Genomic DNA, 26,580 nt, shown 5'->3' on the forward strand with positions numbered 1-26,580 from the left:
TGACCTTTTTAAGAATAAGTCATGGCTTGAGTCTGAAAAGGGAAGAGCAACTGAGAAAGCTGACGTGTTGCCCACAAGCCCACTTCCTGATGATGCATATGCGGTGCCACATAAGGAATCAACAGATCAATCTTCTGTTCGGCAGCAGCACAGCGATTCAGACGGCTTTTCAGTTGATGGATCTGTTGCTGGTCGATACGGTTCAACACCGGTTCCATCTGGTTATGTACTTGAGATCTGCTACGTGATGACAGACGAGCGGCAAAAGTCTCACCTTGAATCCAGTCTTTAATAATCTGTTTTTCAGTCGCATTAAATACACCAAACATTTTACCATCTGGATCATCAATCATTTTCCAGAACCGGCTTTGTTCTACAGGTGCATCTTTTACAATCCAGCCTTTTTCAATCATGACTTTCAAGAAGTCTGCAATCTGTGCCGGATCGGATAACCACTCATTAATGGTCTTGCCACTAAACTGGCATTTCTGGTTATGGATATATTGTCCAATCAGCGCTTTGTTCTGAAATACTTTCAAAGCCAGTTTTTCAGTATCCAGTTGCTTGATGATCTGGGTAGAACTTTTACCAATGTCATTCAGCACATAACCTTTTTTAATCAGGTCTAGATACTGGGCAGGATCTTCAGCAAGTGCATACTGATCTAAATACGCTTGCAGCGATTTTTGTGCATGACCGTTGTGAGCATTATCAATAGTAATATGTACATTGAAATAATGTGGATCAAGACCGAGTTCAGATAATTCATAATTGGTAATTAACAGGTGTAAGGGCAGCTGCTCATAACCCAGATTGAAACCAATCACTAACGGCAGATATTCTGGCGGCGCATAGGCCAAAGCCAGCTGCACGGCTGCTTGTTCATAATAGCTGGCATCCAGTTGCTCAGCATAGCTGTTCAGCTCATAATGATTCAACAAGTCCTGATACATGGTGACATGATTGGCACGGGTATGACCCATGCCTAGTTCTTCCAGATAGATATAAATCAGGTCTTTGGTTTCCGGACGATTCCAGTTTTGCACAGTTGAATACAGCCATGAGCCGTCTACCAGTTTTACAGGTGCGACTTTGGCCAGGAACTCAAATGCATGTGACACAGTCGGGAAGTATTCACGTCCTTGCTGCTGTCTACGCCGCTCTACATAAGACTGGAAGATTGCGCAGGTTTGGTGGTGCTGTTCAAGAAAATGTTGCTCTACATGTCTGGGTTGATTCAGCCATTCCAATCCAGCCACATCAACTTGCTGGATTAAATCTCTTAAATAGTTCTCAGCCTGTTCGGTCTTTACTGCCGTCGAAATCTGTTGATCTTGAAAGAAGTTGACCCAATCTTTAAAGTTATTAAATTGATGATTATGATTTTTAATAGATGATTCAGGCGAACTTAACTTTGTACTGACGAACATAATCTGATCCTTGCAGATATATTATGCTTTCTAACTTAACGGCATGCTTATACCACCGGTGTTGATTTTTTGTTCGGATTTATAGTGCGATTGCTGTAAATGAAAATGAATGGATAACGAGTTGAAGAGAAATGTAAAAGAATAAGATTTTTGAATGAATTATTTATAAACAAATACAATTGCAATCGAGACAATTTGATCAAACGTTAAAAAAAGGAATGAAGGAACAAGCAAAAAAAACAAATAATAAAAAAGCCCAAGTCATCATGCTTGGGCTTTTTTATGAGAAGTTAATTAAATTAACTATCTCGAATATGGCGTCCCTACGGGGATTCGAACCCCGGTTACCGCCGTGAAAGGGCGATGTCCTAGGCCTCTAGACGATAGGGACAGTGTAGAAGTGATATTTTAAACCAGAACTTTGGATTTGAAGTAATGGCGTCCCTACGGGGATTCGAACCCCGGTTACCGCCGTGAAAGGGCGATGTCCTAGGCCTCTAGACGATAGGGACTTAATAAAATATTACTTCTGAAATTGGCGTCCCTACGGGGATTCGAACCCCGGTTACCGCCGTGAAAGGGCGATGTCCTAGGCCTCTAGACGATAGGGACGTTTCAGAGGTGGGCGTATATTAGGGTGAAAACAGGGGGGTGTCAAACGCTTTTCCAGAGTTTTTTGGAAATTTTCTTTTGAGTGCATAAATTTAAAACAATATTAGCAGAATACTTGAAAAATGCAGGATTTAGGCCGGATTTTTAAGCAATTCCAGAATGGCTTCAACAACCTGAGGATGCAGTAAATAGCCAGTAATGTCATGTGGACGGTGAATATGTGTACGAATGCCATGATTGATGATTTCAGGTTCAAACTTGAATGGCGGTTCGGTAAGCGGAATGGCGGTGAGATAATCATCCGTTGAGTAGAAATTGATCCAGTCGCCTTTAATTGCCTTAGGTCGTACCACCGGCTGTGCCAAGCTGGATTGAATCACCTGAAAGGCTAATGGTGAACCTAAAGTAATAAAACGCTGTACATTCAGTTCAGGGTGCTGGATAAGATGATTATAGGCAATCACACTTCCTAAAGAATGGGCAATGACAATGCAGGGTTTGCGACCACTCAATTGTCGGGCAATCCGTTCATGCACTTTCCTCATGAAATCAGGGTTATCGAGATAAAGATAAGTTTCAATCAGAAATCTCTGCAACAGAGTGCGATGCAGAGTGGGAAAATAATTGAGTAATAAGGCAAAATCCCGAAGCGCCACATTCCTGCCGAGGGCGGTAAAATAATTGAATTTCTGCCTGAAATCCATGGTGTCACTTGAACTGGGTTGGGCGAAATTGGTAATTGTGGGCCTACGCCAACCAGGACGTGGAACAGGGGCGGGAAGCTGAGGTTGAGCAGGCTTACGAAAAGGAAAGCTAGGCCATTCCTGGGGCATCAGGGTGCCAGCTTCTAGAATATTGCGGACGTTATAACGTGAAAGCAGATCGCCATAAAATGGAATACGAATGTGACGTTTTAAATAACTAAATCTGGCATCTTGTTGATGTTTACGCATCCCTTTTTGAAGTATATGGAGCCAGCGCTGCCGGATGGAGGCAGCGCTATGATGTTGCTGATTCATTCCATGAATAAAAATAACTTTCATCGACACCCCACTGAGTTCGATAGAATTATATTTACAGTATAGAAAATATTAACGTAGCAAAAGCAGCGCTTTTTGTGGTGTTAATGTGTAAATTATCTTTGATAAAACAATAATTAACAGACATATGTATATTTATAAAAGAGTCATAAATAAACCACAAAATGAGTAGGTATGAATAAAGAATTTTACTCAGCAGAAAAATAATGCAAAGGAAATAGTAAAATTAAATCTGTAAATTAAGGTGCTTTTTAGAGTAATTCCAGTAGGGCTTCGATGACTTCCGGATGCTGGACATAGCCATCAATATCATGCGGATGATAAATTGAAGTACGAATCTCCCGATTGATAATTGCCGGCTGAAACTGAAAAGGCGGTTCTGATAATGGAAAGGCAGTTAAAAAGTCATCACTGCAATAAAAATTAATCCAGTCACCTTTAATAGCTTCTGGCCGATGAACAGGCTGGGGCAAATGTTCCTGAATGACCCGGAAAGCCATTGGTGATCCCATGCTGATAAAACGCTGTACATTCAGTTCCGGGTGCAAAAGCAGATAATGATAGGCAATCACACTTCCTAAAGAATGAGCCATTAGGATACAGGGTTTATCGCCATGCAGTTGCTGGCCAATTCGCTGATGCACCTGCTGCATGAATGTGGAATTTGCCAGATAAGAATAGGTTTCAATCAGAAATTTTTTGATCAGCGTATCATGCAGGCGAGGGAAATGATTCAGTAAGATCACAAAATCCCGTAATAGAGTATTCCGGCTTAATGTACTAATAAACTGCAGCTTCTGGTTAAAGGTCATGGCATCCTCAACCCTTAGCTCGGGAATTTCACAAATTTCAGGTGAATATTGATTGAGATGGGGTGGTGGCTGGGATTTAATTGGAGACTGGAAAGGAAAGCGAGGCCAGTCTTGCGGCATTAAGGTGCTGGCATTTAGCACATTATGTAAATGATGACGGGACAGTAAGTCGCCATAAAAAGGGATACGGATATGCCGTTTGAGGTAGGCAAAACGTGTTTGTTGATGCGACTGTTCCAGACCATGTTTTAGCAAACTCAGCCAACGTTGACGCAGGGACGCAGAGCTAAATTTCTGCTTATTCATGCCATGAATATAAATAATTTTCATCGACACACCACGCTGGCTGCCTAGAACATTTTCAGTATAAATAAAAAAGAGCAGCCGAAGCTGCTCTTTTGGTCATTTTAATGTTTAAGTATTTTTGTGATAGAACTTGTAGTAGCTGGCATAGCACAGTGCGATAAACAGCAAGCAGCCAAAGAAACTGATACGCATGCTCGGATCAAACACCATACTGATACAGGTAATCAGACAGAACAGAAAACCCAGAATCGGTACGATCGGGAATAATGGCGCAGCAAAATCAAGATCCTTTGCTGTTTTACCCTGTTTGTACCATTCGCGGCGGAAGTTGAACATGCTGAGACAGATGCTCATCCAGACCACTACCATGGTAAATGCTGCAATACCTAGCAAGTTAGTGAAGATAGTTTCCGGTGCGAACTGTTCAGACAGCAAACCAGGCATACCGCCAATCATGGTGACAATGACTGCAATATAAGGTACACCACGCGCATTTAGGCGTGAAAATACCGCTGGTAACTGTTTACTGTAAGACAATGACCACATCATACGGGATGCAGCAAATAGACCTGAGTTAGCAGCAGATAGCAATGCTGTGATAATCACAAAGCGGATAATATCTTCAGCATAAGGAATACCGATATGCTGGAATACTGTCACGAATGGACTGCTACTGACACCTTCAGCTGCCAGACCTGCTTCCTGATGCGGAAGAAGGGAGGTCACCACAATAATCGTACCTACAAAGAAAATCAGTAAGCGGAAAATTGCAGTATTAATCGCTTTGGGTACATTTTTGGCCGGATCTTTTGTTTCACCCGCAGCCACACCAATCAATTCAGTTCCAGAGAAAGCAAAGTTTACAATCAGCATGGTGGTGAAGATTGGGAACAGACCTTCGGGGAACCAGCCTTGAGCTGTCAGGTTACTGAATAGCGGGGCAGCTTCCTGTCCTTGATAGCTTACTACACCAAAGATAGCGAGTAGGCCAAGCAGGATAAAGGTTACGACAGTAACGACTTTCACCAGTGCCAGCCAGAACTCGGACTCTGCAAACCAGCGAGTGGAAATCATATTCAGTGCGAATACGAAAGCACCAAAAATCAGTGTCCACATCCACATGGAGCTATCCGGGAACCATTCCTGCATTAATAAAGCTGCAGCGGTAAATTCAGTTCCCAGGGTCACTGACCAGGTCAGCCAGTATAGCCAAGTAATGGTGTAGCCAGTCCCTGGTCCAATATAGCGTTTGGCATAGGCGCCAAATGAGCCCGATTCGGGCATATGAACGGCAAGTTCACCCAGACATAGCATAACCATGTAAGCGATGATCCCGCCAAGGAGATAAGCAAGAATGGCACCTACAGGCCCCGTTTGTGCAATGACTTCACCCGAACCTAGAAATAGGCCTGTTCCGATTGCGCCACCAAGCGAAATCATGACCAGATGTCGAGTACTCATAGCGCGTTTTAAAGGCGCAGAATTGCCCTGATGCGTAGCATCATTCGGAGATGAGTGCATAGGAGTCAAAAAATAAAAGAATGAAGCGGGTTATTGTAGTGAAAAACTACAAATCTGCAACGTATTAATATGGATTATGTATAAGACTTGATCGTGAGCGATCAGATAATGGCGTCCCTACGGGGATTCGAACCCCGGTTACCGCCGTGAAAGGGCGATGTCCTAGGCCTCTAGACGATAGGGACGTTGCGAGGTGATGGCTATATTAAGGACTAAGCCGGACTTTGTCAAAAGAGTTTTTACTAAAATGTATTTAACAGTTTAAACATTAGGCAAAACAAAAACTTTATTTTATTAAGATATTATTTTCTGAACGGATTTACCTGATATGAAAAAATAAACCCAATCGGAATTGGGTTTATTAAAGAAATTATTTCAGTTCAAAAGTTTAGAACTTAAGCTTTTTGATGATAAAGCCAGTAATAACTTGCATAACATGCTGCCATAAACAATAAACAGCCAATAAAACCAGAGAGCATTTCAGGGTCAGCTGCCATACTCAGACCGGTTGCAGTACAAGTTACAAAACCTAGAGTGGGAACTAAGGGGAACCAAGGTGTACGGAATTTTAGTTCAGAGACGCTATGACCAGACTTCAGCCATTGGCGACGGAAATTAAACTGGCTCCAGCAGATACTCATCCAGACAATCACCATGGTAAAAGCGGCCACGCCCATCAGGTTTTTAAAGATGACATCTGCACCAAATTGTTCAGAGAGCAGACCAGGCAAGCCGCCAATCATGGTGACCCAAACTGCTACATAAGGCACGCCGGATTTGCTGACTTTGGCAAATAGTCGCGGTAACTGGTTTTGTGAAGACAATGCCCACATCATACGTGAAGCTGCATAGAGTCCAGAGTTTGCAGTAGAGAGCAGCGCAGTGATAATTACGAAACGAATGAAATCTTCGGCATAAGGAATACCCATCTGGGTAAACACGGATACAAACGGACTGCTGCTTAAGCCCCCATGACCACCGACCTGTAGACCTGCATCGGTATAAGTCAGTAACGAGCTGATCACAATGATGGTGCCAACAAAGAAAATCATCAGACGCCATACCGCAGCATGAATCGCTTTCGGTACATTTTTCTCAGGATTTTCGGTTTCACCGGCAGCGATCCCGATCATCTCGGTACCGTTAAAGGCAAAATTCACGATCAGCAGGGTAGTGAATAATGGGATCAAACCATTTGGTAGCCAGCCATGTTCAGTCAAATTATTGAACAGTGGCGCAGATTCATAACCTTGAAATGGAATAAAGCCAAAGATACAGCCAAAGCCCAGAATAATAAAAATCAGTACAGTCGCAACTTTAACCAGTGACAGCCAGAATTCTGATTCGGCAAAGGTACGGGTTGAGCTTAAATTGGAGAGCAGTACACCTGCAGCAAAGATCAATGTCCATAACCAGATCGAAGTTTGCGGGAACCATTCCTGCATCAAAATTGCTGCGGCAGTAAATTCGGTACCCAAAGTGGCTGACCAGCCGAGCCAGTACATCCAGGACACCATATAGCCTGTACCCGGTCCAATATAATGGGTTGCAAAGGCACCAAAGGAACCAGACACGGGTAAATGTACGGCCAGTTCACCGAGGCAGAGCATTACCATATAGGCGATCAAGCCACCAATAATATAGGCCAGTACTGCGCCCAAAGGTCCAGCTTGTGAAATCACTTCACCGGAACCCATAAACAGGCCGGTACCAATAGCGCCACCAAGGGAAAGCATGATCAGATGACGTGTGCCCATGGCTCGTTTTAACGACGGAGTTTGACCCTCAACAGACGAATGCTGTGAAGGTGGAGAGGGAGATTGCATAGCTCAATTAAAAGGAGAGATTTAAAAAAAGTATTTTAGTTTTAATTATGTGAAATATCACATAAATTGGAATTTCCTCATAAAGTTCTTCTTTTAATTTAAAAAATAAATATTTGCAAAGCCTCTTAAAAACTAGTGATCGGGAGTCTGGTATTGCTCAGTCGGTGTTTTTTCAGCAGGCGTAGTTTCTGCTCGGTTCTCAGCAGTTTTATCATCGCGACTGATCACATAAATATAAAGCGCTGAAGGTGCCAGAATAAGTAAAACAAGCAGGATTTTCTTTAGCATGGGAAAATTGATCAAAACCTAACATCAACTTGATTATAGCCTAAGCAAACGAGAAAGGGCACCAAACTCAGTCATGCGAAATTTATAACAATAGTATTGAAAGCAATAATAAGAAAAAGAGTTTTCTTGGAAAAAATGAAAGAAGAAGGGGATAAATAAGATGGCGTCCCTACGGGGATTCGAACCCCGGTTACCGCCGTGAAAGGGCGATGTCCTAGGCCTCTAGACGATAGGGACGTTTAGAAGATGGCGGTATCTTATTGATCCGCCACCAAAGTGTCAAGCAGGTGAGGTGCGAGTTTGTTTAAAATATAGCAAAACAGTTCCGCAGTCTTTTGCGTATCGTATAACGCAGAGTGTGCTTCTTTGCCATCAAACTCAATACCGGCCTGAATACAAGATTTAGCCAGAACCGTTTGACCAAACATCACCGCACTTAAAGTCACGGTATCAAACACAGAAAAACTGTGAAACGGATTCTGGTTTTTGGTTCCGGTACGGGCAATTGCTGCCTGTACAAAGCCCAAATCAAAATGCGCATTGTGACCGACCAAAACGGCATGCGTACAATTTTGCTGACGACGCACTTCATTGACCGATTTAAAAATACGTTTTAACGCGGTTTTTTCATCTTCAGCCATTGCGATCCGCATCGGATTTGACGGGTCAATCCCGATAAATTCCAAAGAGCGGCGATCCAGGTTGGCACCTTCGAAAGGATTGATATGTGCGTGGTAAGCTTCACCGGGCACAAACTGGCCATCTTCATTATAAACAATAGGAATGGCCGCAATTTCTAACAAGGCATCAGTCTGTGCATTAAAGCCTGCTGTTTCAACATCGACAACAACAGGCAAAAATCCACGGAAACGCTGACCAATGACTGGAAGAGTTTCATTTGTCACATTTTTCTCCATTGAATGGTTTTTCCTGCATATAGCGGAACGATTTGTTCACCATCCAAGTAGTCTAGACTTTCAGGAATAACTTGATCTTCTTTGACCAGCGTAATGGTTTTGGTATTACGTGGGAGGCCGTAGAAATCTGCACCAAAGTGGCTGGCAAAACCTTCTAGGCGGTCGATTTTACCTACTTGATCAAAGGCCTGAGCATATAACTCAATTGCAGTCGGAGCACTATAGCATCCTGCGCAGCCACACGCATTTTCTTTGGCATTTTTTGAGTGCGGTGCACTGTCGGTGCCTAAGAAAAATTTAGGATTACCGCTCGTTGCCACTTCAAGCAACGTTTGCTGATGCGTCTGACGTTTTAAAATTGGCAGACAATAGAAGTGCGGCTTGATCCCACCAACCAGCATATCATTACGGTTAAACAGTAAATGCTGTGGGGTAATAGTCGCAGCCACATTACGATCCTGTTCCAGTACGAAATTAGCTGCCTCGCTGGTAGTAATGTGTTCCAGAACCAGTTTCAGTTTCGGGAACTGTTTTAGTAATGGTGCTAAGACTTCATCAAGGAAACGTTTTTCACGGTCAAAAATATCGACATGATTATGCGTCACTTCACCGTGCAGCAATAAAGGCACCTGATGCTCTTCAAGCTGTTCAATGACTGAATATACTTTACGAATGTCGCTTACACCGCTATCCGAGTTGGTGGTTGCGCCAGCAGGGTAAAGTTTAATAGCATTGACATGCTCAGAATCTTTAATCTTTTTGACTTCACTTGGAGAGGTATTATCTGTGAAATACAGCACCATGCGTGGATCAAAATCGCTACCTTCAGGAACATGCGCCATAATACGTTCACGGTAGCTTAATGCTTCTTCCACAGTTTTAACCGGTGGAACAAGGTTCGGCATACAGATGGCGCGGGAAAACTGTTTAGCTAGATCAGGAACGGTGCGTTGCAGAGCGTGACCATCACGCAGGTGGGCATGCCAGTCGTCTGGCTGGAGAAGGGTAATCGTATTCAAGGCGAATTCAATCGGAGAAATAAAACAAATGATAATGCATCTATGCCTAAAATGGTAACGAGAAATATATACAAAATAAGGGATATCTATAAATTAATTTATAAAAGTATGATATTTTAAAATTAATAAAAAAATTACATAAATACTTGGCAATGGAATACAAGTACAATCTAGCAAAATTGCAAGATGAAAAAGAAAAAATAGAAGAATTAATCACACGGCAAAGTCAGCGTGTAGGCTCGGTTTTCCCTCAGAATCTGGAACAGGAGTTCTGGAGCAAAAACCTGGAGCGAGCACGTAAACATGTCGAAAAATATGTCTGGGCAGGTGTACTGACCTATTTTATTTTTCTGTCGGTCATGGTTCCGACCGACTACTGGATTATCGATTCACAATATTTTGTACAAGATTTTGTGCGCTGTATGCTGGGGCTGATCAATGGTAGTCTCGCTTTACTTGCTTTTTATTTCTTCTCCTGTCTACCTAAAATCAAACGCTTTTTTCCGCAGGCTTCCATGCTGCTGATGTTCTGGATGATAGTCTCGACCTCTTATCTGACCATGTCCATTCAAACAGTAAGCTTGCAACATCAGTCGATGGCGATCATCACTATTATCTACATTCTGGGTTATATTCTGACCGGAGTAAAACCTTTACAGATGTTAATCACGGGGTTGTTTGCTGCACTTTGTACGGTCTGGCTGTTATCCGTGTTATCGATCGAATTTAATGCGCTGGTCTTGGGGCGGATTCTAATTGGCAGTAGCCTATTGGGATGTGTGATTAGTTATATGCTTTTTGCCCGTGAGCGAATGATTTTTCTATACACCATGCGGGCCAGAATCAGTGAGAAAATTCAGCGGATTCATACCACAGAATTATTGCATTTAAGCCAGCATGATGAGCTGACCAAAATCTCTAATCGACGAACTTTCGATGAAACACTGGATATCTTCTTTGAACGTTCTCGCCGTAATCAGCATGCTTTGGCGATTTTATTTATCGATGTGGATCATTTTAAAAACTATAACGATTTTTATGGACATCAAAAAGGGGACGATGTCATTTCCAGTATTGCCTTTACTATTAAAAATGCGATCCGGCATATGGATTTCGTGGCCCGTTATGGTGGTGAAGAGTTTGTGGTACTGCTTCCAGAAACTGATGCTCATGGTGCTTATGCAGTGGCTTCTAATATTTTTAATGCGATTGAGCGTCTGGAAATTCCGCATGAGAAATCTGGTGTGGCTGATCACATCACCATCAGTTTGGGCATCACTGTGTATCGTGGTGAAGACTTTATTGATAAGGATGTCTTATTGGGAATTGCCGATCAGGCGTTGTATCGGGCCAAACAGCTAGGACGGAATCAGATTTATTATCAGTCGATCCGCACTGCAAATCCAAATAGTGTAAATACCTAAATCGAATCCATAAAAAAAACCGCTCAGATGAGCGGTTTTTTTTGACGTTAAAACAAACTTATTTGTTTTTGTCTTTTAACTGAGGTACTGCAGAACCTGTACCTACTGCAAGTAAGCCAGAATCTGTATAGATACCCAGTTTTGCACGTGTATCTGTGATGTCCAGGTTACGCATAGTTAACTGACCGATACGATCCGCTGGAGAGAACATAGAATCACCTTTCTCCATAGTTAAACGCTCAGCTTCATAAGTGAGGTTAGGAGACTCAGTGTTCATGATGGTGTAGTCATTACCACGACGCAGTTCTAAAGTCACAGTACCAGTGATCGCTTTGGCAACCCAACGCTGTGCAGTTTCACGAAGCATCAATGCTTGAGAATCGAACCAGCGACCCTGGTACAGAAGACGACCCAAACGAAGACCGTTGATACGGTATTGTTCGATCGTATCTTCGTTATGAATACCAGTGACCAGACGTTCATAAGCGATGTGAAGAAGGGCCATACCCGGAGCTTCGTAGATACCACGAGATTTCGCTTCGATGATACGGTTTTCGATCTGATCCGACATACCTAGACCATGACGGCCACCAATACGGTTCGCTTCAAGAATGAACTCAACTGGATCTTCGATACGTTGACCATTGATTGCAACAGGGAAACCTTCTTCAAAAGTAATCGATACTTCTTCAGGTTTGATTTCAACTTCTTCTTTCCAGAATGCAACGCCCATGATTGGATCAACGATTTTGATACCGGCATTCAGGTATTCAAGATCTTTGGCTTCGTGAGTCGCTCCCAACATGTTTGAGTCAGTTGAGTAAGCTTTCTCTTTTGACATTTTGTAGTCAAAGCCATTGTCGATCAGGAACTGTGACATTTCTGCACGGCCGCCTAGTTCGTCAATGAAAGTCTGGTCTAACCAAGGTTTGTAGATTTTCAGGTTAGGGTTAGTCAACAGACCGTAGCGGTAAAAACGCTCGATGTCGTTACCTTTATAAGTAGAACCGTCACCCCAGATGTTCACGTCATCTTCTTTCATTGCAGTTACCAGCATGGTACCTGTTACTGCACGGCCAAGAGGAGTCGTGTTGAAGTATGGAACGCCACCGGTAGAAATGTGGAACGCGCCACATTGAATTGCAGCAATACCTTCTAATGCAAGCTGTAAACGGCAGTCGATCAAACGTGCTTTTACTGCGCCATAAGCTTCAGCTTTTTTTGGAATCGCATCGTAATCGTCTTCGTCTGGCTGACCCAAGTTTGCTGTATAAGCATAAGGTTTAGCGCCTTTTTGTTTCATCCACAAAAGAGCTGCAGAAGTATCTAGACCGCCAGAAAAGGCAATACCAACTTTTTTGCCTACTGGGACATTCTGCAAGATAGTTGCATTATCAGACATTGTTCATCCTAATGATATGAAATAGGCACGCCAGAAGTGGTGGCCTGAAAAAACACATATTGCGTCAATTGTATCATTATTTTATTTAGGTTTGCTTTAGAAAAGAAAAACTCGTTTCAAAATCTTGATTCAATAGGCTTAAATAATCATAAAATTACCGTATTTTTGACAAACGCTTAAAAAATAGGAAAATCTGGGAAGATTCAATAAAATCATTAAGAAAAAACATCTTCAGGATAGCCCTCATGAGCCCGAATATTCCTCCTTTACCTAATCTGCAACCGGCTGCCAAAAATGAAACCCTGTCGATTGTGCATGGAATCTATGCCGGTTTGTTGGTTTTTAGTACGGTTGCATTTTTATATCTGGAATATCAGCAGTCGACGATTTCCATGCTGAGTCTGGGTATTGTGTTGCTACTTTTAGCTGTGCTGATTGTTTTGAATATTCAGGCCTGTTTCAAGGTAAAACAGGGCAATGGTTCAGGACGTACCTTGTCCAGAATTATGGCGATCCTGATGCTGTTCAGTTTTCCTATTGGTACAGTACTCGGAGTAATTGCCTTATGGAAATCGAGCAAAAATCAATGGCAGCAATAAATTCCCTATTAAGGTACAGCATGAATATCACAATTGGTATTTGTGCCTGAGAAAGCGGACCTGATAGTCATAAAAAGCCTCTGAAAATCAGTTAAAGTACATTGATAAGATTTAAGCTTTTAGCCAAATAAGAATCAGGGATATTTTATGACAACGACGCGCTATGCAAATATTTTAAAACCATTACATCTGGGTTTCACCACGATTAAAAACCGTGTGGTGATGGGATCAATGCATACGGGCTTGGAAGATCGTTTTTATAATTATCCTAAACTGGCCGCTTATTTTGGTGAACGTGCCAAAGGTGGTGTGGGTCTCCTGATTACTGGCGGGATTTCACCTAACCGTCAGGGCTGGTTATTGCCTGCTGGCGGAACCATGAATACCTTGGGCGATGTTGCACCGCATCGACTGGTTACGCATGCCGTGCATAAGCATGGGGCCAAGATTCTGTTGCAGATTTTGCATGCCGGACGTTATGGCTATCAGCCTTTTGTGGTATCTGCCAGTCCGATCAAATCGCCAATTTCACCTTTTAAACCACGTCAGATGTCTGAAAACCAGATTCTGGATACGATTCAGGACTATGTTAAAACTGCAAAACTGGCTAAAAAAGCGGGTTATGACGGCGTGGAAATCATGGGCTCTGAAGGGTATTTGATTAACCAGTTTTTAAGCCGTCATGTCAATCAGCGTACTGATCGCTGGGGCGGAGAAATTGAAAACCGCATGCGTTTTGCAGTGAAAATTGTTAAAGCGATTCGTGCTGAAATTGGTGAAAGATTTATTATCTGTTTCCGTTTGTCCTTGCTAGATCTGGTGCATGATGGCAATACTATGCAGGAAGTGATTACCGTCGCTAAAGCATTAGAGAAGGCTGGAATAACTTTACTCAATACTGGTATTGGCTGGCATGAAGCGCGTATTCCGACGATTGTCACTTCTGTTCCTCGTGCTGCATTCGTAGATTACACCGCAGAAGTCAAAAAGCATGTTGCTGTTCCAGTCATTGCATCGAACCGGATCAATATGCCAGAAACTGCTGAAGCAATTTTGGCATCGGGTCAGGCAGATATGGTGCAAATGGCACGCCCGTTATTGGCAGATGCATTTTGGGTGAATAAGACAGCAACCAATCGAGTTGATGAAATTAATACCTGTATCGCCTGTAATCAGGCCTGCCTGGATCATACCTTTAAAAATAAACGTGCTACCTGTCTGGTGAATCCACGTGCCGGCTATGAAACCGAACTGGTTTATGTCAAAACCAAAAAACCTAAAGGCATCGCCGTGGTAGGTGGTGGAGTGGCAGGTTTATCCGCAGCTACAGTCGCAGCTAGCCGCGGTCATGATGTGACTTTGTTTGAAGCCACTAATGAAGTGGGTGGGCAATTTAATCTGGCCAAAGTAATTCCAGGTAAAGAAGAATTCCATGAAACCATTCGCTATTTCAAAGTACAACTGGAAAAAACCGGGGTAGATGTCCGTTTAAATACTCGAGTGAATCGGGAGCAACTGGAACGCGAAGGTTTTGATGAAGTCATTGTGGCTACGGGCGTTGTTCCGCGTGAATTGAAAATTACCGGTAGTGATGCACCTCAAGTCCTGTCTTATGCTGAAGTATTGCGCGGCGCACCAGTAGGAGATCGTGTCGCTGTCATTGGTGCCGGAGGAATTGGTTTTGATGTATCAGAATTTTTATTAAAGCCACCGCATCAGCCACAACCGCAACCAGTAGATGAATGGAAACGGGAATGGGGTGTAGATCTGCATGCAAATTATGTAAGTGAAGGCGGACTGCAGCCAGCAGAAGTCGAGCCACCTGTACGTGAAATTTATCTATTACAGCGTAAAACTACTGCTTTAGGAGCAGGCTTAGGTAAAACCACGGGCTGGGTTCATCGTGCCCAATTAAAAAAACATGGCGTACGCATGTTACGCGGTGTGCACTATAAATCGATCACGGACGAAGGTTTGTGGATTGAAGTGGATGGACATGATCAGTTGCTGCGTGTAGATACGGTCGTGGTTTGTGCTGGTCAGGAGTCAGTCAAAGATGTCATGCCTTCAGAGGATCAAAAGACTTTAGCGAATTACCATATTATTGGTGGAGCAAAGCTGGCTGCTGAGCTGGATGCCAAGCGCGCAATTCGTGAAGGGGCTGAATTGGCAGCAAAATTGTAAGGATTTGATGAAACTATATGCAGTTGATGAGATTCACTGTAATTTTCACTTGTCAGTCACCTAAAAGCTCCGTATTATTGCGCACATGGAAGCGTGGCAGAGCGGTTTAATGCACCGGTCTTGAAAACCGACGAGGGCTTATACCCCTCCGTGAGTTCGAATCTCACCGCTTCCGCCAGATACGAAAAACCCCGATCAATGATCGGGGTTTTTTATTGTCTAAGTTTTATTTATTCAGAAATTGTCTAATTCTTAAGATAGAGTAGATAGATAAAAAACTAAGTAATCTAATTTCCAAAATATTTTCTTATTAAAAAATAAATGAATAAAAACGAATGCATATATAGCTTTAATTTCTAAAATTTAATCTCAGGCAATTAGCTTAAGCCTAAATTAAAAAAGTATGATCCAAATTTTTATCTGACAATAGGATATAAAAATCTAAAGCTTATTTTATTGCCGTTATCAGTTTATTAAATAGAACATTTTTCATTATTAATTCGCTGAATGACTGAAACAGCTGAAAGTCGACTAGGATAGTAGGATAATTTTTTGTTCTTTTCGGCTTTCATTTATGTCGAATCTTAAAGTGCGAGTTAAAAATGGCAACTGAACCTCTGAACCCTAAACGTCCACTTTATATTCCCTACGCAGGTACTGCATTACTTGAACTCCCATTGCTGAATAAAGGCTCAGCTTTCTCTGTAGAAGAACGTATTCATTTTAATTTACATGGACTTTTGCCCCAAGCGATTGAATCGATTGAGGAACAAAGTCAGCGTTCATATCAGCAATATTGTTCATTCAATGATGCGATCAATAAGCATATTTACCTACGTAACATCCAGGACACCAATGAGACGCTTTTCTATCATTTGATCGAAAATCACTTAAGCGAAATGATGCCGATCATCTATACGCCAACGGTAGGAGAAGCATGTCAGCATTTTTCCGAGATTTATCGCCGTCATCGCGGGGTTTTTATTTCTTATCCAGATCGGGATCATCTTGAGCACATCCTGCATAACGTGAATCGAAGAAATGTCAAAGTGATTGTGATTACGGATGGAGAGCGCATTCTTGGTTTAGGTGATCAAGGCATTGGCGGAATGGGTATTCCAATTGGAAAGCTGGCTTTATATACGGCCTGCGGAGGCATTAGTCCAGCCTATACCTTGCCAATTACTTTGGATGTAGGCACGAACAACGAGCAGCTGTTGAATGATCCGATTTATATGGGATGGCGTCAGCCTCGTATCACTGGTGATGAATATTATGAGTTTGTCGAAATGGTGATACAGGCGATTCAGCAAAGATGGCCCGATGCGCTAATTCAATTTGAAGATTTTGCCCAGCACAATGCCATGCCTTTACTGGAAAAATATCGAGATCGAATATGTTGCTTCAATGACGATATTCAGGGTACGGCAGCTGTGGCAGTAGGCAGTTTGATTGCGGCTTCCTATGCGTCAAACAAACAGTTAAAAGATCAGACCATTGCTTTCTTGGGAGCAGGTTCAGCCGGTTGTGGGATCGCTGAACAGATTGTGGCAAAAATGGTGGCAGAAGGCCTGACTGATGCTGAAGCGCGTAAGCGGGTTTTTATGGTGGATCGCTTCGGCCTTATTACTCAAAACCAGCCAAACCTATTAAATTTTCAGAGAAAACTGGCTCAAGAACCAGAAAATATTGCTGAATGGGGAAATGCCGAAGAGATTATTTCTCTATTGGATGTCATCAAATATGCAAAGCCCACAGTGTTGATTGGGGTCTCTGGACAGCCGGGATTATTTAGTAAAGAAGTAATCACGACCATGGCTGAAAATTGTGAACATCCGATCATCTTTCCTTTATCGAATCCTACTTCTCGCGTAGAAGCTGTTCCAGCCGATATTATTCAATGGACCAATGGAAAAGCCCTGATTGCTACAGGTAGCCCATTTGCACCCGTTAATTATCAGGAACACATTTATACTATTTCTCAATGTAATAACTCTTATATTTTCCCGGGAATTGGACTAGGCGTGATTGCTTCAGGCGCTACACGAGTCACGGATAATATGCTGATGGCATCAAGTAATGCCTTAGCAGAATGCTCTCCAAAACTTCAAGACCCAACCGCCAATTTGTTGCCAGATCTGGATCAGATTCAGCATATTTCCAAGATTATTGCTCTAAGGGTTGCACAAGCTGCGGTTGAGGATGGCGTCGCTCCAAAAGTTGGTTCTGAGGTGCTGCAGAAAGCCATAGATGCGAATTTCTGGATACCGGAATACCGGGAATATAAGCGTGTGACCTTTTAATATTATTAGGGAAAGGGCAGTTTAAAATTAAGTAAAGCAGAGCGATGACATTGTTATTTCTCTGCTTCTTTGTTTGCAGGAAACGAAAGTACACTAAAATGTAAAAGTTTAACTCACTCAAGCAATATGGATTTATTTTATCAAGTCGTTGAAATTAAATAAAATATAATGAAAATTCTGTAAATAATAAAATAATATTTATAAAGTAATTAAATATATATATAAGAAAACTTGATTATTTTAAATCTTCCTGTATACTGGCCTTAACTAGAAAAAAGTCTTGTTGCAAAAAATCTTCCTTAAGTATCGTCGTTTTATTCATAATCCTTCGTTTTATCCAGATTTTAAGTTCCATTCTTTATTATTTTCAAAGTTACAACTGGTCATTCAGATGACTAAAAATTATTAAAAATTAGTAGGTTTTATTATGTCAAACTCAAATATTGTTAAAGGTACTGTAAAGTGGTTCAACGAAACTAAAGGTTTCGGTTTTATTCAACAAGAATCTGGTCCAGATGTTTTTGCTCATTTCAGTGAAATTGCTAGTTCAGGTTTTAAAACCTTAATGGAAGGCCAGCAAGTTGAATTCAGCGTAGTTCAAGGTCAAAAAGGCCCAAATGCTGTAAATATTACTGCGCTATAAGTCTGTAGAATAAAAAAGCACGCATCAGTGCTTTTTTATTGTTTTAAATAAAAGTTAAAAAGCTTTTTCTAGATTGGAAGAAGTATAAAAATAGGATACAAGTTGTTAAAAATTAATGAATTAATTGCAAAATCTAAAAATGGTACAGAAATTATTGTTTCTTTGATTCCCTTGAATAAAATGCAAAATACACGTCAAGGTTTTAAGGAAATTGAAGTAGGTAAAAGAGTACTGCTTCAATCAGGAATCGAAGTTGACCTGAATCTAGACGGTCGTACATTTTATACATCTTTAAATCAATTATTTAAATTAAATCATAAAGTTATTTAATATTTAAATTATATATTGGCTAACCAATTTGTAGCCGATCTCTCTTATAATCATTACTAAAGGTTTATTTATGCTTAAGCAAAATATTAATGTGAAAGATCAATTCGGTGTTCAATACGTGATTCAGGCTACTGTTGACCCTGATTTTGTTCATACCCAATCGGATTCTAACGTTAAACATATTACGGTTGAAGGTGAAAATATTCGCCCAAGTTTTGAAATGTTTTTTCAAAGCACCATCAGCGGCAAAATTTTCAAAATTATTTAGTGGTCATATGACATGACCAAAAGTGAATATAAAAAATCCTGGTATCTTGCCAGGATTTTGTCTTTGAAATTATTCACTTCTTAATTAAACCTATTCATCGTCTTATAAATAAACCCTGAATTAATAAGCACATTTTAGTTCACACTTAAATCGACTTAGCCATCATTTCAGTGATCTATATTTTATATCTTCTACTACTTATGCTTTTAGGCATAAAACTATCATGAATCTATAAAAAATCTAATACACATCAAATCAGAAAGCCAATCAGAGTTAAAACCCGTCAAGGTTATTATGAGTTTCGTTGGTATGAACTTAAGTCATATAAATGACTGAGGATATACAGCTGGTTTAAGGTGGTGAGCAAGGGCAGTTCAGTTTTAGTTTTGCTAGGACATTCAGAAGCTAAGTATTTAATCTTTTATTTTTGAATATTTAATACTCAATAGATGATCATAAAGTCAGGAGTTTACTCTATGAATAAATGTATAAAATTACTCGCCAAAAAAAAATTAAGTATTACTTTTCTAGAGAGTGCATCAGCAGGTTACCTGGCTTACCGATTTTCCCAAAATAAATATTCGGGTGATATTTTATATGGCGGACTGGTGTGTTATGACATGGGTGTCAAAGAGAATATTTTAAAAATCAAACCTGAATTTATTAAACAATATACGCCGGAATCTATGGAAGTCACACAGGAAATGGTCAGAAAAGCCAAGAAAATGTTTTATTCTGATATTTATATTGCCTGTACAGGACTATTAAAAAGAGGCGGGACAGAAACTAAAGAAAAGCCAGTAGGAACTTTTTTCTATGTGATTTCTTATAAAGATGAGCTCTATAGTTTCCGCTTTCTTTGCAGAGGAAAACCGAGAGAGAAATTAAAAAAACTGGCGAGAAATATTAATCTGAGCTTAATTGAAATCCTTGAAGGCAGTCGAGACAAGAAAAATAAATAGCTATTTATTTAGTTCTCACTGATCGCTAATACACGGATCATGAAAATGTTCTGCTATAAAAAATCCTAGCCGAAGCCGGGATTTTTTTATATTAAATTGGTCAATTAGTAAGGATAGTTAGGGAGAGGGCCGTTTGCTGGAATGGTGAGCCATTGTCCTGTTGCCAGGCGATTTGAACCGCCATCTGGTTGCGCATAGAAATACAAAGGTGCGGTAGGCAGATTAAGCATGGCGACTGAAGCATGTGCGGTTGCAGTTAAAGGCAAGCCATAAAGTGCATAGAAATCTTTAAGATCATAGCCCATGATTTTTGAACTGAGTACATAAATCAGGTCAGGGCGGCTCATGTTTTTCGCATTAAATGCACCTAGTCCCAGTTTATTCTTATCTGCTTGAGAAGCTTTACTTAAATCGATCTGGTTATATAACGTTGTGCCGTATTCAGTAGGCGTATGAACTCAAATACACCCTGAAGATCAGGTCGCGATTTACCTTGATGTAAACGGGTATAGTTCATGGCCATCTGGATATGGAAGGCCTGCATCGATACATGATAGCCATCTTGCCATAAGAGTTTTTCCATGGCGGCACGTTGTACCTCACCTGACAGACCAAGACTCCGTGTATCCTTGATATTGGCATATAAGGTTGGGTGGCGGAAGTTGCTGCCATTACTGTCCTGAGCATATAGATGATATTTACGCATCATGTTTAGGCCTGCCAGAATGTTGTTATTACATTCCACTACGCAACCAATAGTTTTCCCGGTTTCAGTGGAAGGGAATACCATGGTTAAGACATCCTGAACAGTATTATGTCCCAGTTCATGCACCCAGCCCCAACCGGTATCAAGTTGACCCATCTGATGGATTTCCTGAGCACAGGAAGCCACAGGTCGCAATCCAGCCCACAAAATATTGAACACGGGGCACGATGAACTGTGCCGGTACAATCCCAGCCTAATTCATTACAACGCTGTGCCGTACTGCTATCCAGCGGCATGTTGTTATAACCGTTAGCAATGTGGTTACTGTCAAAGATTACGCCCTTAATCTGATCCACATAGGTACGTGCCGATCGATCACCAATGGCTTTTAAAGCATAGTCATTGGTCTGTTGAATTTCACCACCAACAAATTTAAAAGTGTTCCAGCCGAAGTTTCTACTTTGCAGGATGCTGGTGGCTTCGCTAATATCCGCTTCAGTGATCGTTTGAGTAAAATCATAATGCGCATATTTTGCTGCGCCTTTGATTTTTAAGGTCACCACCGAGCCTGCTTTGGCATTGCTGTAATTCAACATCAATGGTCCACCGAACGGGCTAATAAAGTCATTGCTTTGAGTGGCGTCTAATTTTACGGTGAAACTATTGGGACGGCGAGGACGTTTATAGCCGCCATCATCAAAGGGATTGCCCCAGGCACGTAAATAGCTGGTCTGGACTGAAAGCTGCGCACCCTGAGCATCAACAATCTCAATACTGACAGGTTTGCCCGGAATGCTGGCACGACCAATTGTGGTAATTCCACTGCCTTGTGGAATGGTCACGGTAATGGTTTCGGCTTGAGCACTGACAGCCATGTTTTGTGCAGAGGCTGGCATATAATCGCCGGCACCATTTGGATTCACCAATGTGGTTTTGCGTTTATAGTCCGTCCAGGAGTCGCTGGCATAGGTACGCATAAAAGTCAGAGCATCGCCATTTTTCGACAGTCCGCTGTAATTCACGCCTGGACGCCAGAGATCTGCCAATAACACCAAAGCTTTTAGAATCTGATTATTATTTTTTGCGCTAAATGCAGTAATGCCTTGTGCATTTAAATTTTGTAGATTGGTAGAAGCTTTATTGATGGTTTGAATCAACGGATTATTGGCATTTAAATCACCTAGACGTGTCGCACTTGGTGACTTGAAATATTCCAACATTTGGATCGTACTATCAATGTCATTCACTTTATTCCATTGATCTGTGATAGAACGTCCTGAAGACATGAGTAAAGTATCTTGGCCACGCCAGTAATTATTATTGGTCTCAATCTTCAATGCCGAAAAGATTTTTTCCATCGGTGTAGTGACGTTATAACCCATTGCCTGGAAATATATTGGCTTACCTGCCTCCAGATATTCCTGAATCAAGCTGGATTCAAAATTATTGGCGCCAATATTACTGCCTAAAATCATCAGGTCAGCATCTTTCCAGCAGGTATTGGTTTGATCCAGTGCATTACAATGTAGAAAGGTAACTTTAACCCCTAAATGCTGGGCAAAATATTTTCTATCATGCTCAGGTTGGTTTGTGCCAGGCCATTCACGGTAAGTTTTAATTCTTGTTTAGGCTGTGCTTGTGTTTTCCCCGTCAATAGCCAGCGAAAACCATTGTTGAGCACGGGTGCAAAATCTACCACGTCAGGACTATTCGCTGAGATCCCTCCAAGCATATTCTGGCCAAAAGCCAGCGCACGGCCTTTACCGATTTGTGATGCGACTCCCAGACCACAGCCTTTATTTGCCTGCTGACTTAAATTCCAGCCGCAGGCTTGATCTGAAACTGCAATTGGCAAAGCTGCGCTTAAATCATAAGGATAAAGATTAATCAAAGCAGTTGGCGTAAATTGCAGTTGAGGTTGCAAAACTTTGCCATTCGAACTGGTATAGAGTGAGGTAATTAAACCCTTTTGCCATGTTTGTTGTTGCTTGGCGAGCTGCAGGGCCTAGTCTAGCAATGTAGCGGAATCTTGCTGAATCAAAGGTCGGGCATCACCTGTACTCAATGCCTTATTAATCCGGGTGGTCGTTGGCGTTTGTGGATTTAAAGGTGGTGTACTGCCATCAGGTGTTTCTATAGGTGAGGGGGATGATTCCTCGTTATCAGGTGGATGGGTTGTTGATGGTGGATTAACAGCAGAATCTGGTGTTTCTGCAGGAGAAGATGTTCCGCTACTGCCACCTCCACCACAGGCAATCAGACTCATCGATAGCGATAAGGTTAGTAAGGCTGTTCTCAACCTCAAATAATTTCTTTCCACAATTTTCCCCAAGGTATAACCAAAAAGACGACATTATTTTTAAAGTTGTCGTAAATATCAGATGAGAATTATAGAAGTAAGTGGCGGTAAAATATAACTCATATTTAATTTAAGTATATGTTTTTAATGATAAATAATTATTGAAAATAATCTTAAATGTGATGTGGGTTGATTTAATTTTTATTTGTTTTAATTAGGCCGCAGTTTAAAAATGGCCTCAACCCGAGCTGAAATTTCATGTTCTATCAGTTTTGACTTTGAACTTCAGCAGAGCCAGCGCAATTCTTTCTACATGTTGATAAGCAGGTTGCTCTAACTCTTCACCAAAAATATCCGGATCAATTTCCTCATAAGACCAGTTAATATTTTGATGCTGTTTCATTAAATCTTCCAGATGCTGCAAGAAGCGATTGCCATCCTGACAAATAGTGACGCCAGTATATAAAAATAGACGTCCATTTGAGCTGAGCCGCTGTAAACCCTGTTTGATAATCTTAAAAGACAATTCATTGCCATCCAGTTCATTGCCTCCATGACGGTATTGCCGTTGATCTGGATCAATTAAATAAGGAGGATTGGCAAAAATCAGATCGAACTGGCCTTCAAGACCAGAAAATAAATTACTCTGCACAGGATAAATCGTATCAAAACCTGAAAAATCAATATTAATCTGGCTATAGAGAAGGGCTTTCGGATTCAGATCTGCGACAAAGATTTCCTCATGATCTGGAAAATGTTTAGCTATATGAATTGCAGCAGCAGAAGTGCCACAGCATATTTCAGCCGCCCGTTTAAAAGAATTGGCCTGGCAAGATAAATACTGCTTTAAATGATAGGCAAAACGGTAAGTATCAGGACCAAAAAAAACAGCGTCCTGTTGGGTGGTGGGAAAGGCTGAGTGAATAAATAATTCGTCTTCGAGTGAAGCGACTCTGATCAGACTTTTATATGCGTTATCCTGAACTTCCAAAAGCTGATGCTCTAATAATAATGAAAAAAGAACAGGATCAAGATCGGTAATTGTAAATTCCAGATTCCAGCCAAAGATATCCTGTAGGGTTTTATATTTATTTTTTTCGCTTCTTTTACGATCCAGAATCCGTTGATGGGAAAGTGGGGTAATGGCCGTAAACTGATATTGCTGCTGTTTTAAAAAGTCTAATAAAAAGTGCAGAGCTTGTTGCTGGCTGCTTTGGATTTCTAAAATCTGGTTCATTAGATGTGCTCTTCGGTTTATTCAGAATAAATGAAAAGGTGCATACACCTGTTTAATCTATACAAGATAATGACCAGAACAGCCATTCGCTATATTGATTCAATCAAAATGGATCAGCTCAATCTTCGCCCAAAATTTACTGTTGTTCGGTAAAAAACTGATGTGAATTGGTTTAATTTGTATAGTGGGATATTGAAGTTCAAATCCTTATAAAGAATGAATCACTATTATTTTTATATGTTTTCTATAAAAAATGCCGACTGATCAAAATGATGGGTCGGCATAGACTGAATATAAATAGAAGTTTTAATTAGCAGCTTCTGGCAAATCAAACCAGATCACTTGTGCATCTTCAATTGCTTTAATCTCTGCGTCATCCATAAAGGCAATCGCACCACCAGCTTCAACTGTATATTCTGCAATTTGTACTGAGCCAGAAATCACATGTACATAATTGATATGCTGGGTAGCCTTAATATCTAGACTTTGACCTTGCTGGATCACGGCTGTTTTGACTTCAGCATTTTGACGAATGTGCATGGGTGCATTGTCATTTGGTCCACAAATTAAATGCCATTGATTTGGTTGTTCTTTTGCGTTCAGACGAATTTGCTGATAATTTGGCTGAGCATCATGTTCATTCGGAATGATCCAGATTTGCAGGAGATGCACCTGTTCATCACCCTGGTTCATTTCACTATGACGTACACCGGTTCCAGCACTCATCAGTTGCCATTCACCTGCTGCAATACCGCCATGATTGCCCATACTGTCCTGATGAGTAATCGTGCCTTTCAATACACAGGTCAGGATTTCCATATTGTCATGCGGATGGGTACCAAAGCCCTGATGTGCATCAATCAGATCATCATTAATAACGCGTAATGCACTCACGCCCATATAGTTCGGATTGTACCAGTTGCCAAATGAGAAGCTGTGTTTAGACTCCAGCCAGCCCATTTTTACATGACCACGATTTTCACTTGGATGTAGAAAAGCTTTCATGAATTTATCTCACTTTAATTTTTAACTTGAGATCATCATAACGTTGTTTTAATTCTTAAAAAATTATAAACAGGCGACAGATCATTGCATTTTTGCAACGATATAAAAGAAAGCAGGAATAAAAAAGCCCACTCGTAAGCGGGCTTAGGGACTTAAATAAAGATTATTCAAGGAAACGGACAGTTACACCTGATTTCACTTTACGGCCTAAATCATTCGCATCCCAGTTGGTCAGACGGATACAACCATGTGATGCAGTTTTAGAGATTGCCGATGGATTTGGTGTACCGTGAATACCAAATGATTTTTTGCTTAAACCGATCCAGATATTACCTACAGGACCGTTTGGACCAGGTGGTAAAGAAAGTGGTTTCTTGTTGTTGCCTTGAACAAAGTTAGATGGCGAGTAGCTATACCATGGGTTTTTCGCTACGCCAGTCACTTTATAAGTTCCTGTTGGCGATGGAGTACTTGAACTACCAATCGTTGCCGGGAAAGAAGCAATCATCTGGTTGCGGCTATTGAACAGATAAAGCTGCTTGGCGCCTTTATGCGCCACAATTAAATGAATATCTTCAGGAACTTCATTACGGATATTAGCAACAATCAGCTTTTCCCCAGCTTTTTTGAAGGTAGCTTTTGGATTTAACTTTTTCAAAAAGTCTTCATCCATATGGAATTTTTCACCCAGCATTTCAGTTACGCGAGTGTAATACAGACCTTTCATTTTTGCCTGTAAGGCATAGTCAGAAGGAATAGACTCGGCATAAGGACCTTTCAGGTCTTCTTCAGTGATGGTGTATTCAATAAAAGCAGGCTTAGAACCCTGTTTAGCCAATAGGGCATCCCAAGTTTCCTGAGTCAACGTACCTGTTGGTTTAATGCCATTCATTTGCTGGAAAGATGCGATCGCTTTCAAGGTATTTTTACCGCTAGTACCGTCAATCGCACCTGGAGAAGCATGGGCATTATTCAACATGACATGCGCACGTGCATATACCGGAAATTGGCCTTTACCAATATCTTCATACCAGCTTGCATTATTAAGGCCGTCTAAAGTCCAAGATGCTTTCGCAGCAGCAGAATTTGTCGGTGCTTTAGTCGTGGTTGGAGCAGCACCGATATTGGCAGTCTGGTCTTCAGTATCTTGTAATACATCTAATGCTTCAGAAGCTTTCTTCAGATCTTGTTGTTCTTGAGCACTAATTCGAGTTTCTGCTTGTGCTGCCGAAGCTTCAGTCGCTAAAGGATCAATCGGATCCTGAACCGCAACATCAGTGACAACTTGGGGGTTTAATGGTTGTTCAGCATTAGACGCAGCGAAAACAGTACCTGCGAAAATGCAACCTAGACTCACAGCGAGCATTGTGCGAACGAACATGTAACTCAACCTTAAAAATATTTCGTTAACTATGTGAAAAAACACTATAAGTATTACAGAAAAAAT

25 protein-coding genes and 6 tRNA genes are annotated in these 26,580 nt (G+C 41.2%); 9 read left to right on the forward strand and 22 right to left on the reverse strand.

Translation table 11 applies throughout. The features are described from left to right. Positions 1-8 precede the first annotated feature (8 nt). The 13 genes from FTU01_RS06130 to pyrC all read right to left on the reverse strand — a co-directional run bounded on the left by FTU01_RS06130 (position 9) and on the right by pyrC (position 9,771). A complete protein-coding gene (locus tag FTU01_RS06130; protein WP_180138518.1) occupies positions 9-1,430 on the reverse strand; it encodes an iron-containing redox enzyme family protein in 1,422 nt (473 codons plus the stop codon). Positions 1,431-1,745: 315 nt separating this feature from the next. Continuing rightward, positions 1,746-1,821, reverse strand: a tRNA-Glu gene (locus FTU01_RS06135). Between the two features lie 45 nt (positions 1,822-1,866). After that, a tRNA-Glu gene (locus FTU01_RS06140) sits at positions 1,867-1,942 on the reverse strand. Positions 1,943-1,966: 24 nt separating this feature from the next. After that, positions 1,967-2,042 (reverse strand) — tRNA-Glu (locus tag FTU01_RS06145). Positions 2,043-2,173: 131 nt separating this feature from the next. After that, the gene (locus FTU01_RS06150; RefSeq protein ID WP_180138520.1) at positions 2,174-3,085 is read right to left on the reverse strand and encodes an alpha/beta hydrolase; all 912 of its coding nucleotides are present in this window, start codon (positions 3,083-3,085) and stop codon (positions 2,174-2,176) included. A gap of 248 nt (positions 3,086-3,333) precedes the next feature. After that, the gene (locus FTU01_RS06155; RefSeq protein ID WP_180138522.1) at positions 3,334-4,224 is read right to left on the reverse strand and encodes an alpha/beta fold hydrolase; all 891 of its coding nucleotides are present in this window, start codon (positions 4,222-4,224) and stop codon (positions 3,334-3,336) included. 84 nt (positions 4,225-4,308) lie between these two features. Beyond that, positions 4,309-5,721, reverse strand: a complete 1,413-nt coding sequence (locus tag FTU01_RS06160) for an amino acid permease (RefSeq protein ID WP_180138524.1) — start codon at positions 5,719-5,721, stop codon at positions 4,309-4,311. Positions 5,722-5,830: 109 nt separating this feature from the next. Beyond that, positions 5,831-5,906 (reverse strand) — tRNA-Glu (locus FTU01_RS06165). Positions 5,907-6,116: 210 nt separating this feature from the next. After that, a complete protein-coding gene (locus FTU01_RS06170) occupies positions 6,117-7,547 on the reverse strand; it encodes an amino acid permease (protein WP_180138526.1) in 1,431 nt (476 codons plus the stop codon). 132 nt (positions 7,548-7,679) lie between these two features. Then, positions 7,680-7,835, reverse strand: a complete 156-nt coding sequence (locus tag FTU01_RS06175; RefSeq protein WP_004782839.1) for a hypothetical protein — start codon at positions 7,833-7,835, stop codon at positions 7,680-7,682. Positions 7,836-7,996: 161 nt separating this feature from the next. Beyond that, a tRNA-Glu gene (locus FTU01_RS06180) sits at positions 7,997-8,072 on the reverse strand. A gap of 20 nt (positions 8,073-8,092) precedes the next feature. Beyond that, positions 8,093-8,752 carry a ribonuclease T gene (gene rnt, locus FTU01_RS06185; protein WP_034704922.1) on the reverse strand — a complete coding sequence of 220 codons (660 nt, stop codon included), beginning with the start codon at positions 8,750-8,752 and terminating at the stop codon, positions 8,093-8,095. Beyond that, positions 8,737-9,771, reverse strand: a complete 1,035-nt coding sequence (gene pyrC / locus FTU01_RS06190) for a dihydroorotase (RefSeq protein ID WP_004782837.1) — start codon at positions 9,769-9,771, stop codon at positions 8,737-8,739. Before pyrC ends, rnt begins: the two co-directional genes overlap by 16 nt. A 152-nt stretch (positions 9,772-9,923) precedes the next feature. Here pyrC and FTU01_RS06195 point away from each other — a divergent pair, with 152 nt between their 5' ends. Next, positions 9,924-11,195 carry a GGDEF domain-containing protein gene (locus tag FTU01_RS06195; protein WP_180138528.1) on the forward strand — a complete coding sequence of 424 codons (1,272 nt, stop codon included), beginning with the start codon at positions 9,924-9,926 and terminating at the stop codon, positions 11,193-11,195. A 58-nt stretch (positions 11,196-11,253) separates the two neighbouring features. On the opposite strand, the gene argG is transcribed toward FTU01_RS06195, so the two are convergent. Next, positions 11,254-12,597: an argininosuccinate synthase gene (argG, locus tag FTU01_RS06200; RefSeq protein WP_180138530.1), complete on the reverse strand. Its 1,344-nt coding sequence runs from the start codon at positions 12,595-12,597 to the stop codon at positions 11,254-11,256. A 245-nt stretch (positions 12,598-12,842) separates the two neighbouring features. Between argG and FTU01_RS06205 the strand changes: the two genes are divergently transcribed. The 8 genes from FTU01_RS06205 to FTU01_RS06240 all read left to right on the forward strand — a co-directional run bounded on the left by FTU01_RS06205 (position 12,843) and on the right by FTU01_RS06240 (position 19,886). After that, the gene (locus tag FTU01_RS06205; protein WP_180138533.1) at positions 12,843-13,196 is read left to right on the forward strand and encodes a hypothetical protein; all 354 of its coding nucleotides are present in this window, start codon (positions 12,843-12,845) and stop codon (positions 13,194-13,196) included. Positions 13,197-13,343: 147 nt separating this feature from the next. Then, on the forward strand, positions 13,344-15,380 hold the full coding sequence (locus FTU01_RS06210; RefSeq protein ID WP_180138535.1) for an NADPH-dependent 2,4-dienoyl-CoA reductase: 2,037 nt from the start codon (positions 13,344-13,346) through the stop codon (positions 15,378-15,380). Between the two features lie 87 nt (positions 15,381-15,467). Further along, positions 15,468-15,558, forward strand: a tRNA-Ser gene (locus FTU01_RS06215). 424 nt (positions 15,559-15,982) lie between these two features. Further along, a complete protein-coding gene (locus FTU01_RS06220; protein ID WP_180138537.1) occupies positions 15,983-17,683 on the forward strand; it encodes an NAD-dependent malic enzyme in 1,701 nt (566 codons plus the stop codon). A gap of 427 nt (positions 17,684-18,110) precedes the next feature. Then, positions 18,111-18,326, forward strand: coding sequence for a cold-shock protein (locus FTU01_RS06225; RefSeq protein ID WP_004782814.1), 216 nt, complete (start codon positions 18,111-18,113; stop codon positions 18,324-18,326). A 102-nt stretch (positions 18,327-18,428) separates the two neighbouring features. Next, entirely contained in the window at positions 18,429-18,656 is a 228-nt protein-coding gene (locus FTU01_RS06230) for a hypothetical protein (RefSeq protein ID WP_004782813.1), read from the forward strand. A 70-nt stretch (positions 18,657-18,726) separates the two neighbouring features. Then, positions 18,727-18,924 carry a hypothetical protein gene (locus FTU01_RS06235; RefSeq protein ID WP_034706083.1) on the forward strand — a complete coding sequence of 66 codons (198 nt, stop codon included), beginning with the start codon at positions 18,727-18,729 and terminating at the stop codon, positions 18,922-18,924. Positions 18,925-19,400: 476 nt separating this feature from the next. Continuing rightward, on the forward strand, positions 19,401-19,886 hold the full coding sequence (locus FTU01_RS06240) for a CinA family protein (protein ID WP_125278923.1): 486 nt from the start codon (positions 19,401-19,403) through the stop codon (positions 19,884-19,886). A gap of 104 nt (positions 19,887-19,990) precedes the next feature. Here the strand turns inward: FTU01_RS06240 and FTU01_RS15515 are convergent, their stop codons facing one another. From FTU01_RS15515 to FTU01_RS06260, 8 genes are all read right to left on the reverse strand, one after another. Then, entirely contained in the window at positions 19,991-20,233 is a 243-nt protein-coding gene (locus FTU01_RS15515; protein ID WP_257233493.1) for a hypothetical protein, read from the reverse strand. Positions 20,234-20,292: 59 nt separating this feature from the next. After that, a complete protein-coding gene (locus tag FTU01_RS15520; protein ID WP_257233494.1) occupies positions 20,293-20,748 on the reverse strand; it encodes a hypothetical protein in 456 nt (151 codons plus the stop codon). Further along, the gene (locus FTU01_RS15525) at positions 20,679-22,211 is read right to left on the reverse strand and encodes an ImpA family metalloprotease (protein ID WP_373686375.1); all 1,533 of its coding nucleotides are present in this window, start codon (positions 22,209-22,211) and stop codon (positions 20,679-20,681) included. The genes FTU01_RS15520 and FTU01_RS15525 overlap by 70 nt, the downstream gene beginning before the upstream one ends. Further along, a complete protein-coding gene (locus tag FTU01_RS15530; protein ID WP_257233495.1) occupies positions 22,139-22,516 on the reverse strand; it encodes a hypothetical protein in 378 nt (125 codons plus the stop codon). Before FTU01_RS15530 ends, FTU01_RS15525 begins: the two co-directional genes overlap by 73 nt. 81 nt (positions 22,517-22,597) lie before the next feature. Further along, the gene (locus tag FTU01_RS15535) at positions 22,598-22,897 is read right to left on the reverse strand and encodes a hypothetical protein (RefSeq protein ID WP_257233496.1); all 300 of its coding nucleotides are present in this window, start codon (positions 22,895-22,897) and stop codon (positions 22,598-22,600) included. Between the two features lie 250 nt (positions 22,898-23,147). Further along, on the reverse strand, positions 23,148-24,128 hold the full coding sequence (locus FTU01_RS06250) for a class I SAM-dependent methyltransferase (RefSeq protein ID WP_180138539.1): 981 nt from the start codon (positions 24,126-24,128) through the stop codon (positions 23,148-23,150). A gap of 306 nt (positions 24,129-24,434) precedes the next feature. After that, positions 24,435-25,133, reverse strand: coding sequence for a pirin-like bicupin family protein (locus FTU01_RS06255; protein ID WP_180138541.1), 699 nt, complete (start codon positions 25,131-25,133; stop codon positions 24,435-24,437). A gap of 163 nt (positions 25,134-25,296) precedes the next feature. After that, positions 25,297-26,514 carry a L,D-transpeptidase family protein gene (locus tag FTU01_RS06260; RefSeq protein ID WP_180138543.1) on the reverse strand — a complete coding sequence of 406 codons (1,218 nt, stop codon included), beginning with the start codon at positions 26,512-26,514 and terminating at the stop codon, positions 25,297-25,299. Positions 26,515-26,580: the final 66 nt, after the last annotated feature.

The organism is Acinetobacter sp. YH12043, assembly GCF_013419915.1.
Lineage (GTDB): Bacteria > Pseudomonadota > Gammaproteobacteria > Pseudomonadales > Moraxellaceae > Acinetobacter.

Excerpts from the sequence above, each read along its gene's own strand:
- FTU01_RS06130 (WP_180138518.1), bottom strand. The coding sequence starts at position 1,430 with ATGTTCGTCAGTACAAAGTTAAGTTCGCCTGAATCATCTATTAAAAAT.
- FTU01_RS06150 (WP_180138520.1), bottom strand. The coding sequence starts at position 3,085 with ATGAAAGTTATTTTTATTCATGGAATGAATCAGCAACATCATAGCGCT.
- FTU01_RS06155 (WP_180138522.1), bottom strand. The coding sequence starts at position 4,224 with ATGAAAATTATTTATATTCATGGCATGAATAAGCAGAAATTTAGCTCT.
- FTU01_RS06160 (WP_180138524.1), bottom strand. The coding sequence starts at position 5,721 with ATGCACTCATCTCCGAATGATGCTACGCATCAGGGCAATTCTGCGCCT.
- FTU01_RS06170 (WP_180138526.1), bottom strand. The coding sequence starts at position 7,547 with ATGCAATCTCCCTCTCCACCTTCACAGCATTCGTCTGTTGAGGGTCAA.
- FTU01_RS06175 (WP_004782839.1), bottom strand. The coding sequence starts at position 7,835 with ATGCTAAAGAAAATCCTGCTTGTTTTACTTATTCTGGCACCTTCAGCG.
- rnt (WP_034704922.1), bottom strand. The coding sequence starts at position 8,752 with ATGGAGAAAAATGTGACAAATGAAACTCTTCCAGTCATTGGTCAGCGT.
- FTU01_RS06195 (WP_180138528.1), top strand. The coding sequence starts at position 9,924 with ATGGAATACAAGTACAATCTAGCAAAATTGCAAGATGAAAAAGAAAAA.
- argG (WP_180138530.1), bottom strand. The coding sequence starts at position 12,597 with ATGTCTGATAATGCAACTATCTTGCAGAATGTCCCAGTAGGCAAAAAA.
- FTU01_RS06205 (WP_180138533.1), top strand. The coding sequence starts at position 12,843 with ATGAGCCCGAATATTCCTCCTTTACCTAATCTGCAACCGGCTGCCAAA.
- FTU01_RS06210 (WP_180138535.1), top strand. The coding sequence starts at position 13,344 with ATGACAACGACGCGCTATGCAAATATTTTAAAACCATTACATCTGGGT.
- FTU01_RS06220 (WP_180138537.1), top strand. The coding sequence starts at position 15,983 with ATGGCAACTGAACCTCTGAACCCTAAACGTCCACTTTATATTCCCTAC.
- FTU01_RS06225 (WP_004782814.1), top strand. The coding sequence starts at position 18,111 with ATGTCAAACTCAAATATTGTTAAAGGTACTGTAAAGTGGTTCAACGAA.
- FTU01_RS06235 (WP_034706083.1), top strand. The coding sequence starts at position 18,727 with ATGCTTAAGCAAAATATTAATGTGAAAGATCAATTCGGTGTTCAATAC.
- FTU01_RS06240 (WP_125278923.1), top strand. The coding sequence starts at position 19,401 with ATGAATAAATGTATAAAATTACTCGCCAAAAAAAAATTAAGTATTACT.
- FTU01_RS15515 (WP_257233493.1), bottom strand. The coding sequence starts at position 20,233 with ATGAGCCGCCCTGACCTGATTTATGTACTCAGTTCAAAAATCATGGGC.
- FTU01_RS15520 (WP_257233494.1), bottom strand. The coding sequence starts at position 20,748 with ATGGGTCAACTTGATACCGGTTGGGGCTGGGTGCATGAACTGGGACAT.
- FTU01_RS06250 (WP_180138539.1), bottom strand. The coding sequence starts at position 24,128 with ATGAACCAGATTTTAGAAATCCAAAGCAGCCAGCAACAAGCTCTGCAC.
- FTU01_RS06255 (WP_180138541.1), bottom strand. The coding sequence starts at position 25,133 with ATGAAAGCTTTTCTACATCCAAGTGAAAATCGTGGTCATGTAAAAATG.
- FTU01_RS06260 (WP_180138543.1), bottom strand. The coding sequence starts at position 26,514 with ATGTTCGTTCGCACAATGCTCGCTGTGAGTCTAGGTTGCATTTTCGCA.